10 protein-coding genes are annotated in these 11,900 nt (G+C 42.2%); 5 read left to right on the top strand and 5 right to left on the bottom strand.

Translation table 11 applies throughout. The features are described 5' to 3' along the window. Positions 1-78 precede the first annotated feature (78 nt). Entirely contained in the window at positions 79-666 is a 588-nt protein-coding gene (locus tag GSQ74_RS05310) for a DUF4142 domain-containing protein (RefSeq protein ID WP_158990812.1), read from the bottom strand. A 336-nt stretch (positions 667-1,002) separates the two neighbouring features. Here GSQ74_RS05310 and GSQ74_RS05305 point away from each other — a divergent pair, with 336 nt between their 5' ends. The 4 genes from GSQ74_RS05305 to GSQ74_RS05290 all read left to right on the top strand — a co-directional run bounded on the left by GSQ74_RS05305 (position 1,003) and on the right by GSQ74_RS05290 (position 6,607). After that, on the top strand, positions 1,003-1,650 hold the full coding sequence (locus GSQ74_RS05305) for a hypothetical protein (RefSeq protein WP_158990810.1): 648 nt from the start codon (positions 1,003-1,005) through the stop codon (positions 1,648-1,650). Between the two features lie 83 nt (positions 1,651-1,733). After that, complete coding sequence (locus tag GSQ74_RS05300) at positions 1,734-2,534, top strand: S1/P1 nuclease (protein ID WP_158990808.1); 801 nt, start codon at positions 1,734-1,736, stop codon at positions 2,532-2,534. 66 nt (positions 2,535-2,600) lie between these two features. Beyond that, the gene (locus GSQ74_RS05295) at positions 2,601-3,983 is read left to right on the top strand and encodes a DNA/RNA non-specific endonuclease (protein ID WP_158990806.1); all 1,383 of its coding nucleotides are present in this window, start codon (positions 2,601-2,603) and stop codon (positions 3,981-3,983) included. Between the two features lie 434 nt (positions 3,984-4,417). After that, a complete protein-coding gene (locus GSQ74_RS05290) occupies positions 4,418-6,607 on the top strand; it encodes a S9 family peptidase (protein WP_254060811.1) in 2,190 nt (729 codons plus the stop codon). Positions 6,608-6,781: 174 nt separating this feature from the next. Here GSQ74_RS05290 and GSQ74_RS05285 read toward each other — a convergent pair whose 3' ends face one another. Further along, positions 6,782-7,336, bottom strand: a complete 555-nt coding sequence (locus GSQ74_RS05285; RefSeq protein WP_158990804.1) for a DUF4276 family protein — start codon at positions 7,334-7,336, stop codon at positions 6,782-6,784. Beyond that, positions 7,329-8,678, bottom strand: coding sequence for an AAA family ATPase (locus tag GSQ74_RS05280; protein WP_158990802.1), 1,350 nt, complete (start codon positions 8,676-8,678; stop codon positions 7,329-7,331). The genes GSQ74_RS05285 and GSQ74_RS05280 overlap by 8 nt, the downstream gene beginning before the upstream one ends. A 651-nt stretch (positions 8,679-9,329) precedes the next feature. Here GSQ74_RS05280 and GSQ74_RS05275 point away from each other — a divergent pair. After that, the gene (locus tag GSQ74_RS05275; RefSeq protein WP_158990800.1) at positions 9,330-10,082 is read left to right on the top strand and encodes a hypothetical protein; all 753 of its coding nucleotides are present in this window, start codon (positions 9,330-9,332) and stop codon (positions 10,080-10,082) included. 140 nt (positions 10,083-10,222) lie between these two features. Here GSQ74_RS05275 and GSQ74_RS05270 read toward each other — a convergent pair whose 3' ends face one another. Both GSQ74_RS05270 and pdxA read right to left on the bottom strand, forming a co-directional pair. Next, on the bottom strand, positions 10,223-10,381 hold the full coding sequence (locus GSQ74_RS05270; protein WP_158990798.1) for a hypothetical protein: 159 nt from the start codon (positions 10,379-10,381) through the stop codon (positions 10,223-10,225). Between the two features lie 383 nt (positions 10,382-10,764). Continuing rightward, the gene (gene pdxA / locus GSQ74_RS05265) at positions 10,765-11,820 is read right to left on the bottom strand and encodes a 4-hydroxythreonine-4-phosphate dehydrogenase PdxA (protein WP_158991749.1); all 1,056 of its coding nucleotides are present in this window, start codon (positions 11,818-11,820) and stop codon (positions 10,765-10,767) included. Positions 11,821-11,900: the final 80 nt, after the last annotated feature.

The following is an 11,900-nucleotide window of genomic DNA, read 5'->3' as shown; positions in this document are numbered from 1 at the left end:
ATTAGTAAAAAGTCGCTGTATTATGACGTAAAAAGCCAGACGAAATCGCCTGGCTTTTTTTGTTTAAGCTTTTTAGGCTTATTTCATATTATCTTTTATTTTGTTGATAGCGTCCAGGTGCATTTGCACCTTTGGGGCTGTTTGGGCGGCGAACGCTTTCAATGTACTGTCTTTACCATTTTTAGCTTCGTCGTTCATCAGATCTAAAGTTTTCTTATGGCCATCAATCATCGCGCTTACATATTGTTTGTCGAAATCAGCTTCGCTCAATTTGCTTAAATCATCAGCTTTTTTCAGGTGCGCGCTATCCGGTTCAGCAGGCAGCGTAATATTTTTGGCTTTGGCAATGGCCGCCAGCTGATCATTTATCTTACTATGATCGGTGACCATCATATTGGCAAAATCTTTAATAGCCTGGTTGGTAGTTTTGGTAAGTGCTAATTTACCTAATGCAACTTCGGCAAGGCCACCGTTTGCCGCTGTGGTAGCAAATTTAGCATCATCGCTGGTTACCGCTATCCCGCCTGTTGCAGCAACATTAGTGGTTGTGTCTTTAGTTTTGTTAAGGCTGTCGGCGCTATCTTTTGCGTCTTTTGCACCATGGTTACATGATTGGAAGGCTACTGCCGCCGCCGAGATCATGAATACATAACTTAGTTTTTTCATGTTAGTGGATATATTGGTTTGTTGTAAGTTAACATATTATTTAATAATAAGTTTCATTATAGATACTGATGAATCCCGTTTTCGGTTGCCCGTGTCAATAATTAACAAGCTTAATTTAAATCACGAGGCGCGCAGCATGGGCAATGTCATTAAGTTAAGGGGGGCATATAATTTAGCCCCCTCTAAATCTCCCCCAGTAGGGGAGACTTTAAATCATTCTTTCTTAAAGGCCTCCCTTCCGGGGAGGGTTGGGTGGGGCTAGCCTTCCTTTTATTTCGGTAGAGAAAAACATTTTTACTTTTAATTTATTATGATGTATTAAATCCCCCACATCATATGAAATCAACCTTTACCATTATCGCGCTATTGTTTTGCAGCTATGGCTTGCTTGCTCAAAATGCAGTTTCGGCTACAATGGGTAAAGCAATTTTATCGCATGGGTCAAATCCAAAAACCATAGCGGGCAAGGATACCGTGATCGAATCGGACACAACGAAAGAGAATAAAGAGCCGCAATACTTTTATCTATCGATAAATACGGATGTGTTTGTAAATACAAAAGGTGGCGTTGCCAAACGTTTTTCGCCTGCGCTGGAGTTTGGGCGTACCTATGGCATATTTGATATAGGTTTAGCCACAGGCGTCACCAACACGTTAAGCCGGGGTAATGATACGGCGCACTATATTGAATTCAGGCCGACGATTAATATATTTAGTAAAGGCCGCTTTAACGAAGGCTTATGCCTTGGCGGCGGATATGTATTTAATGCCAAGCAAGGCTTAATGACCGAGATTTGTAACAGCATCAACTTTAATGTTACTACAACGGTAACGGTGGCCGTAACGCAGGGCTACTACTTTTTTGATGGCACTAATAGCAGCAGAAGTACACAATACATGGGATTTTCTGTCACCTATAACTTTCTGAGGGCGCACAGCACCAACAAAAGGCGCAAGAAGGCCGCGATAATTAGCGACAATTGATAATGAGTTTATACAGGGTTAACAATTTGTTACAATTAGCTATATACTGATGTGCTTATATTAGTGACCATTTTAATTTGATCATGAAAAGATATTTGTTGAGCTTTGCTGTTTGTTTATCTATTGGTTTGCTATCATGGGGCGTTACGGGGCACCGTACCATTGGCGACATAGCCGAACGCCATCTATCGCCGGAGGCAAAAACAGCTGTTTATAAATTACTGGGGCATGAAACCATGGCTGAAGCCAGTACCTGGGCCGATGAGATCCGCAGTGCTAACCCGGAAACCGGCGCATGGCACTTTATAAATGTGCCTCTAGGTTTATCCTTCACTGATTTTGAAACACAAGTAAAAGGCGCCGCGGGCACAAATGTTTATAGAGCCCTGCTTAATGCCGAGTATACATTGAAGGATAGCAAATCTGTAGAACGGCAAAAAGTGGAAGCACTCAAATTTATTATACACTTTGTGGGCGACATGCACCAGCCGATGCATGTAAGTCGCGCCGAAGATAAAGGAGGCAATAGCATACAATTAACTTTTAATGGCGAAGACACCAACCTGCATGCCCTATGGGACAGCAAACTATTGGACCATGAAGGCCTGAGCTATGATAAACTGGCAGATAAGTATGACCATGCCACACCTGAACAAATAACCAAATGGCAAAGCGACCCTATTATCATATGGGCATGGGAAAGTTACCAGATCAGCACGATATTGTATGGTGAGGTTAACAACGATGGCAGTACCAAACTGGATAAGGATTATTACGACGCGCATATACCGGTTGTAGAATCGCGGATTGAAAAAGCGGGCATACGTTTAGCCGGTTTGCTTAACACGATTTTTGCTACGCCAACTCCTACCAAAACACAATAAATAGATAATACAGACTTAACAACTAAAGGTTAATATTTGTCTTGAAAACAAAAAAATATAACCTTTATGAAATTAAAACATTTACTTGCACCACTCGCGATTGCGTTAATGCTGGCCTCGTGTCAGAAAAATGAAACTACACCTTCTGCGGAAAAACTCAATTTAAGCTCTACAAACAACACAAACGGTAGCTATGCCAGCACACAAACCTTTGACGAAGGATTTGAATCGGCAGGTAAAACAGCTTATGCTGATGCCGACGTAACCTTCACCAGCGGATCATGGGATCTGAATTCTGCCCTTGTGGGTACCAGCGCATCAGATGCAAAAGTTGGGAGTCACTCTATTCGTATTGAAAATACCGGTACACTGGGAATGAACTTTGATGTAACAACAGGTGCATCTACCGTTACTATGGAATACGCTGTTTTTGGCAGCGATGGCTCATCGGCATTCCAGTTATGGGAATCGACAAATGGCGGCAGCACCTATACACAGGTAGGTACAACCTCTATCACCGCGAGCAGCACCACATTGGCTACAGCAACTTTTACGGTTAATGTGGCAGGTACCATCCGTTTCCAGGTGCGTAAAACAACAGGCGGGACCAACCGCATCAATATAGATGAATTCACCATCAACAGCTACAGCAGCACAGGTGGCGGCACAGGCGGCGGCGGAAGCTCAACAGCGGATAATACCAATTTGATGCTGGGTAACCCAAGCAACGCTACAGCCGACATCAGCAATTTTGATAACTATTTGTATGATCATACCTATTATGTAGAGTCGTACAATCGTGATAGGAACGAACCAAACTGGGTGAGCTGGTATGTAGGTTCAACCAGCCTGGGCTCGCAGGATAGGGCAAATGATTTCCGTGCAGATCCTAACTTGCCTACAGGATGGTACGAGGTTCCTGCTACAGCTTACAGCGGCAGCGGATTTGATCGCGGACATAACTGCCCATCGGGCGACCGCACGTCTACCGTGGCGGCTAATGAAGAAACTTTTTTAATGGACAACATGGTTCCGCAGGCACCGCAGAACAACGAGCAAACCTGGGCCAACCTGGAAGAATACGGTCGCTCATTAGTTGCCGCGGGCGACGAGATCTACGTGATCATGGGCAGCTACGGGTCTGGCGGTACAGGATCAAGCGGATCGGCTACTACGGTTGATGGTGGTTTGGTGGTTGTGCCATCAAACATCTGGAAAGTGATTGTGGTATTGCCAAACGGCGATAACGATTTAAGCCGTATTACCAGCACCACCCGTGTTATAGCGGTAAATACGCCTAATATCAACACCATCAGTTCCGACTGGACACAGTATATCACCACGGTTAAATCTATCGAAACAGCAACAGGCTATAGCTTGCTAACCAATGTACCGGCTAACATCCGTACGGTATTGGAGAATGTGAAAGATTCGGGTACTGGGAATTAAGCTAAAGGAATAATTTTCACCCTCTTTCCGGCCTGTCGGAGAGAGGGTCGAACAGCGCAGCGTGTTCGGGGTGAGTTAACTCTGCGATTGACATTTGCGCCACGGTCGCTCGTATAATTTACTCACCCGGTCATTGCTTCGCTCGACCACCCTCTCTTTTGCAAGCAAAAAGAGGGTAAAAACACTAGCCTTTTAAATAGAAACGCCGGACTTTACAGTCCGGCATTTTTTTGTTTTTGGGTAGAGGTTAAGCTGGAAGCTTAAAATATTTTAGGTCGAAGTTTGTAAACTTCGGACAGCAGTTTGTAAACCTCAACTAGCGTGCATATTCGCCTACAGGTATTTTTTTCATTACATCTGTTTGTACGAAGTTTTAAAACGTTAATTTAACAGCAATTTTACATAAAGACCTCTTATTAAAAAACTGACTTGAAATGAACTACAAGTTTTACCGATTAACATTTATAGCCGGGTGCTTTTTAATGCTGATATTTTTCCAGCTCACCGCATCCGCGCAGCGCCAAAAAACACACTGGGCTCCAGATGGCTACCAATATTACCGCAACGTTAGCGGTTCAATTGTTGAACTGGACACCCGCGATTCCAGCAAAAAAACGGTGATATTGAGTGCCGAAATGCTTACACCGCCGGGGAAAGATGCGCTCAACATAGCTAATTTTACTTTTTCGGAAGGCCGGACCAAGGTGCTGATATTTACCAATACCAAAAGGGTATGGCGCTATAATACCCGAGGCGATTACTGGGTGTATGATCTGGCTGCCAAAACATTGAAGCAATTGGGTAAAGGCAGGCCGACATCATCGCTGATGTTTGCTAAACTATCGCCGGATGGCACAAAAGCGGCCTATGTGAGCGAGCATAACCTGTTTATTGAAGACCTGGGCAGTGGCACCATTAAACAATTAACCTTTGATGGTACGGATAAGCTTATCAACGGCACGTTCGACTGGGCATACGAAGAGGAGTTTGGTTGCAGGGATGGGTTTCGCTGGTCGCCGGATGGCAGGGCATTGGCCTACTGGCAAATTGATGCCAGTAAGATCAAGAAATACCTGATGCTGAACACTACGGATTCTATTTACCCTTTTGTGGTGCCTGTAGAATACCCCGTTGCAGGCGAAGACCCAAGCGCGTGCAAAATTGGTGTAGTTGATGTGAGCACCGCCAAAACTACCTGGATGAATATTCCCGGCGACGCGGTACAGCACTACATCCCGCGTATGGAGTGGACCACCAGCCCTAACGAAATTATTGTAGAGCAGGAAAACCGCGCGCAAAACCAAAGCCGCATTATAATTGCCAATGCATCAAATGGAACGGCCCATGTAATACATGAAGAAACCGACAAAGCCTGGATAGACGGCAAAGAACGCTGGAACAGCGGCGACCCGATGGGCTGGGAGTGGATAAATAAAGGCAAGGAATTTATTTGGCTAAGTGAAAAAGATGGCTGGCGACATATTTATAAAATAGACCGCGATGGCAAAGAAACCTTAATTACCAAAGGGAATTACGATGTAATTACCTTAAGCCTGATTGATGAGGCCAATGGTTTAATTTACTTTTTGGCTTCGCCAGATAATGCTACGCAGAAGTATTTGTATAAAATAAAATTAAGCGGCGGTAAGGCCGAGCGTGTAACCCCAACCGATGAGCAGGGAACCAACGGTTACGAAATTTCGCCAAATGGGAAGATAGCGCTACATAGCTTTAGCAATATTTATACCCCGGGTGAAAACGAAGTGGTCAGTTTACCAAATCATCAGCATATAAGTGGTAAACCTATTAAGCTGAACATAGATGCCAAAAACAAACCGGAATTTTTTAAGGTAAAAACGGTTGACGGCGTGGAGATGGATGGCTGGATGGTTAAACCCACCAACTTTAACCCGGCTAAAAAATACCCGGTTGTATTTTATGTATACAGCGAACCGGCTGGCGCTACCGTTACCGACTCGTACGGCACCGGAGCCAACCGCGAATACGTAGGCAGCATGGCCGATGATGGTTACATCTACATTTCGTTGGATAATCGCGGCACCCCTGCGCCCAAAGGACGCGAATGGCGCAAATCCATCTACAAAAATGTAGGTATCGTAAATATTGAAGACCAGGCCATGGGCGCGAAAGAAATTTTAAAATGGCCATTTGTAGATAGCAGCCGTGTGGCAGTTTGGGGCTGGAGCGGTGGCGGTTCCTGCACGCTTAACCTAATGTTTCAGCACCCGGAGATTTACAAAACGGGGATAGCGATTGCCGCTGTAGGCTGGCAGTTAACCTATGATAATATTTACCAGGAGCGTTATATGGGCGTACCTATTGACGATGCCAGTCGTGAGGTGTTTATTAAAGGATCGCCGGTTACTTATGCTAAAAACCTACGGGGCAATTTGCTGTACATACATGGTACCGGCGATGATAACGTGCACTATAAAAATGCCGAAATGCTAATAAACGAGCTGATCAAATACAACAGGCAGTTTCAGCTGATGTCGTACCCTAACCGCACGCATGGCATATTTGAGGGCGAGGGTACCACCTTGCACTTGCGCACCCTGTATACCGAATACTTAAAAGAGCATTGCCCACCGGGAGGTAGATAGGCAACTAATATTTATGAGAAAGGCGGATGATTTTAAGAGTCATCCGCTTTTTTTGTGGGCGTTGGATATAATGGGGGCTGTAGTTGCAAACTACAGTCTTAGTCGTCCGAAGTCACAGACTTCGGACAGCTAGAGCAGCGCTGAACTCCTAAAGTAGTCATTTCAACATAAACATTAGACCGCGGCGAGCTTAAGGTATTTACATTGAATATCTAAGAGTTGATCTGCGAATTCTTTAAAACTTGGTGAATTATCATAAATAATCGATGGATCTGCATTGAGGAACATATCTACTCCATCAGTTGTTTTGCCATATGAGCCCAGTATCTCTTTTATTTTTGAGCATCCATTTATACCGTCAGTATCATCTGGTTTTGGCAAATCAGTCGAAACTTTATCCCAATCTGCTAAAATCCAATTTTCAATCATTCGATCTGCTACGCCTATTTTTAACTCAATATCGTTGATACCCTCATTAATAATTAATTGACGCAATTGAGAACACATTTCTTCAGTTGTTAGCTCTCTATTTTCTTTATCAACAAGAATAATTATAGGATAATTCCTGTTATTGAATAATCTGATTAACGAAGCGATTTTCTTCGCCATTGCTAATAAAGTCACGTTTTTACCATTCAAATCAGTTCTACTAATTGGCTTACCAGGACATATTGACTGAATAATATTTCTTTCTGTAAAGCCGTCTACTATAAAAGCAGGATTACTCATTGCCGAAAGAATTAGAAAAATAAAAGCTTCCTAAACCCATACCCGTTTGTGAAATCTCACTTTTTAGCAAATCAATGTTAGGTATCTTCTTAGCTACTGTTTTACCTTCTATCAAATCAACTAATATAATTTCTTCTGCATTACTATGATTAAGTAGAGATTCGCTATGGGTAGTCATAATTACAAATGATTGGTTGTTTTTACTGTCAATATGTTCTCGCATGATATTTACAATTTCAGCCTGCATCCAAGGATGCAAAAAGTTTTCTGGCTCCTCTATTGAGAAAATCGTCTTTGAGGTTAGAATTGCGGTGATTAATGTCAACCATTTAATTGTTCCGTCAGACATAGATGACAAGGGCAATACTGCTTCGTAATTACCTGTTTTTATAAAGATCTTAACTATCAATTTATTATCAAACGGGTCATTTTCTACATCTAAATTTACAACTGTTTTATTCGCCAACTTTAGATATGAAATTATCTTACTTAAAGTTTTAGGGTCATAGTCAGTTTGAATTCTCTCAATCATATAATAATAAATGAAATCAGATTGGGATACTGGCTTGCTCTTTTTTAACGCATACAGCGTGGTTGAAAGACCGGACCCATCTTTCTTAATCCCAGGGGGCTTTGCTGCATCTTCTTGTTCCTTAACCTTACTTGGCACCACGTTAAAGGATTCGCCTCCAAGTATGTCATTCACAATTATATGAGTATGTTCGATTATTGGGAAGAGGGCGCTTATAATTATTTGAGTAGATGGATCATTTTTTAATATGAAGTCTTTAAACGCTTTTTCAATCTCAGCTTCATTATTTGTTGAATTAAGAATATATCTCGGTTTGAATTTTTTTTTGTTTAATTCATGAATAATCAACTCTGGTTTTTCACCCTGATAATTATATTCTAAATTAAAGTCCCATACCGTTTTTCCTCGAATGTCGTCTGGATCTTTCCAGAATTTCGTCGCTGTTCTGACTTTGACTTCTTGCCTGCTAAAATAAATATCATCTTTTTCAAAGGATGATTTTATAATCGCCGAAATCTCATAAACAAGAAAGCTGTTCTTTTCCTGTTGTAACGCGCCATAAATTTTAAAACTAATTGTATCTTGGTACTCTACCACCTTTAGCTTCTTAAAGATAGCACCAGCCCCTCCCACTGAACTAACAGCATGCGCAATTGGATTTCTCACCATTTTAGATATGAATTCAAAAAACAAAATGATGTTTGTTTTGCCTGCACCATTTGGTCCAACTAGAATATTAAGACCTGAATTTAGTTTTAATTCAAATTGTGATAGGGACTTAAACCCATCGACTTCGATCTTGGTTATCATACAATTAAATTACTTATATAACTCCGTTTATAATTTACTAATGTAATAATCTTATCGAGCTGCAAATGAATGATAATTAGACGTCTTAGTGATGATAAATGGATTTGATATTAACTAGGCCTATAATAACAAACTAACTTCTTTCGTTGGTCGTTAAGGTTTGGTTTCAGCTAATATAAAAAAGAATCGTTATTTTTGCAAGTTAGGGATTGCCGCGCTATCGCTTGTAATGACGCTCGGAGAAAGACATTCAGTATCTTATCAGCAATTACGGGATCGGTTTGATACGGAAGGATTGAAATTAAAAAAGCCACCCGCAATTGAGCTCGTTTATAACGAGTACTTAACTCTTATTAGCATTTGTAATGCGCATATGATGATTTATCGAGGCGATGCAATCGCAAACTCATTTTAAACCCTCATTACAAACGAACACAAGTAATCTAACTTTCAAAGAACAATTCGCGCTCCTTCTCAAGAGCATTGTACTGGTACATTCAAATTTCGGGAAATGGTTTGGGATAAGTGCTGACAGTGTTTTGTCAGTAGGTGCGGTAGCGAGGGCTAAGCTGAACGCTTAAAACAGTGCGAGAAACCCCGCAATAAATTCCAATTTATTGTTATTTTTGTGACAAAATCTAAACCCGTTACATGAAAAAATATCTACCTCTGTTACTTATTGCAATGATGGCTTACAGCTGTAAAAAAGACGGACTAAACCCGGCCGAAAGGCAGCTAATCTCGTCGGAAACGATAACCGATTATTACCCTGCAGATTCTACTTTTAACTTTGTGGTAAACATGCAATATGATAATAACAACAGGCTTACCACTGTTACCCACAACTATGGCCCGCGGTACTATATTAATACAAGCAACTACAGTTATGATAGTAATGGCAATATTGTGCAATTAAGTTATTTACAGGGGAGCAACCCGAATGGAACTTATACTTACAGCTATAAGAACGGTGTACCTTTAAGCACATCATACCTGGCACCAAATTCAACGAACGCTGTAGTTGAGGCTATTTATACTGTAGAGGGTAGTAAAGTTACCGGGGTGACTTTTCCACTCTCGTCTGATTTGACGGAAACACTTACTTATAAGGGCAATAATTATAATGTACTAAGCTACAATGACGGCAGCACCAACACGTATACTTACGGCAACCATACAAGCCCATTTTTATATACCGGTTTAAAATATTGCCTGTACGGGCTTGGTTATGTTATAAATGATAATGAGATACTGGAGATTAAAGCAGTTAACAGCACAGGCGGGGTAACGGATCAAAAAAATGTGTTTACCTATAATACCGAGGGCTACCCTTTAAAAGAACAAACCTATACCAATGGCACACTTACTGAAACAATAGTTTTTAGTTACACCGAAGTTAAGTAGTAAGTACGAGGCGGTTTCAGCTTGGATTTTTTTCATATAAACACGTATGAGTTAAGGGCTTTTTTGTGGGCGAACCTTTTGCTTGCCGCTTGTAGAAATACACCCCTAACCCCACCCTAGCGAGGAATTTGAATGCCTGGTTATTTGGTGGTTGTTTTAAAATTGAGGCCGCCTTCTGTCATACCATCTACAAAGCCGTTTTTTATATCTCTCCAATGGTAAACTGCGGATACAAGCAGACAGATGATTATTAGCTTTTTGGTGGTTATTTTATTTGTTGAAGTGGTTAGGCTTTGCATAGTATTTCAAATATAGCGTTAGGCGGCGAGATTTACAACAGGGTTTGCATTGGCGTGTTTACCCCTCCCTACACCCTCCCAGGGGAGGGAATCGCACAAAGGCCGGGCTTTGATTTTGAATGATGTGGGACACACCTCTACCAATCTCAAGAGGGGATTAAAAAACTGTTATTTTGGGTCAAAACCGGTATTTTTTGTGTCGAAAATCGCCAAAAAGCATCAAAAAATAGCTCTTTTTTAGCGCTTTTGGGGCTAAAATTGGCTTTTTGAGGCCTAAAAACACATGTAAAAAGCGCCAAAACAGGGCATTTTAGTTCGATTTTAGTTCGAAAAGTGTACCAACTGTACCATGTGTTCCACTTGCATTGTGGTACAGTTTGGGCTTAGTCCCTATCGCGGCTTAGCTTGGTGAAGGCTAGCGGATTTTCGTTTAGTTCGGCGGTTTCACGGCGGTGCTTTACGATGTGTATAGCGGCAAATAGCGCCTCGCGGAAGGATACCTCGGAGGCTTTATTCTTGCCCGCAATATCAAACGCGGTACCGTGATCAGGCGAGGTACGCACAAAGCTCAAGCCTGCCGTAAAGTTAACCCCTGATTCAAAGGCGATCTGCTTAAAGGGTATCAGGCCCTGGTCGTGATACATGGCTAATACTGCATCAAATTGCAGGTAGGTACCATTGGCGAAAAATCCGTCGGCGGCATATGGGCCCATAGCCAGTATATCGTTAGCGCGGGCTTCTTCAATAGCAGGGGTGATGATGTCGGCTTCTTCGTTGCCTATCAGGCCGTTATCGCTTGCATGGGGGTTAAGGCCCAGCACGGCAATTTTAGGTTTACGAATCCAGAAATCATTACGCAGGCTGGAATCCATCATGCGCAGTTTGGACAGGATCTTCTCGGTAGTGATGCTTTCAGCCACTTTAGCAATCGGGATATGCCCGGTTACTACACCCACGCGCAGGGTATCGCTCACCAAAAACATCAATGAATCGGCAGCATCGCCACGGAATTGCAGGTATTCGGTATGGCCGGGGAAATTGAACTCCTCGCTTTGTATGGTGTCTTTGTTAATAGGCGCTGTTACCAACGCGTCGATATGACCTGCAAGCAGATCGTTAGTAGCCCGCTCAAGGGAAAGGAAGGCATATTTGCCTACTTCTTTATTGAAAATGCCGGGCTCTATCTTCACATCCTCGCTCCAACAGTTAATCATGTTGACACGTTTTGGCAGTGCTTGTGAAGCTTCGGCAATCACGTTAAAGTTAAGCTCATTAACTTCGGTGGCACGGCGATAGAACGATGCTACCTTGGTATGCCCATAAACTATCGGTGTGCAATAGTCGAATATCTTGCTATCGGCAAGCGTTTTGATGATGATCTCGAGGCCGATGCCGTTAACATCACCAATGCTTATCCCTATTTTCAATTTGTCCATTATTCTATATGTTGATTACGCTGAAAATCGGTGAAATCGCCGATTTTCAGGTAAGGTTATAATTACGCTATGTGCTAATAAAC

The organism is Mucilaginibacter sp. L196 (assembly GCF_009765905.1).
In the GTDB taxonomy this organism is placed as follows: domain Bacteria; phylum Bacteroidota; class Bacteroidia; order Sphingobacteriales; family Sphingobacteriaceae; genus Mucilaginibacter.
The sequence above is the reverse complement of the archived record's forward strand: the minus strand, read 5'-3'. Positions and strand labels throughout refer to the sequence as shown.

Excerpts from the sequence above, each read along its gene's own strand:
- GSQ74_RS05280 (WP_158990802.1), bottom strand. The coding sequence starts at position 8,678 with ATGATAACCAAGATCGAAGTCGATGGGTTTAAGTCCCTATCACAATTT.
- GSQ74_RS05295 (WP_158990806.1), top strand. The coding sequence starts at position 2,601 with ATGAAATTAAAACATTTACTTGCACCACTCGCGATTGCGTTAATGCTG.
- GSQ74_RS05310 (WP_158990812.1), bottom strand. The coding sequence starts at position 666 with ATGAAAAAACTAAGTTATGTATTCATGATCTCGGCGGCGGCAGTAGCC.
- GSQ74_RS05270 (WP_158990798.1), bottom strand. The coding sequence starts at position 10,381 with ATGCAAAGCCTAACCACTTCAACAAATAAAATAACCACCAAAAAGCTA.
- GSQ74_RS05305 (WP_158990810.1), top strand. The coding sequence starts at position 1,003 with ATGAAATCAACCTTTACCATTATCGCGCTATTGTTTTGCAGCTATGGC.
- GSQ74_RS05290 (WP_254060811.1), top strand. The coding sequence starts at position 4,418 with ATGAACTACAAGTTTTACCGATTAACATTTATAGCCGGGTGCTTTTTA.
- GSQ74_RS05300 (WP_158990808.1), top strand. The coding sequence starts at position 1,734 with ATGAAAAGATATTTGTTGAGCTTTGCTGTTTGTTTATCTATTGGTTTG.
- GSQ74_RS05285 (WP_158990804.1), bottom strand. The coding sequence starts at position 7,336 with ATGAGTAATCCTGCTTTTATAGTAGACGGCTTTACAGAAAGAAATATT.
- GSQ74_RS05275 (WP_158990800.1), top strand. The coding sequence starts at position 9,330 with ATGAAAAAATATCTACCTCTGTTACTTATTGCAATGATGGCTTACAGC.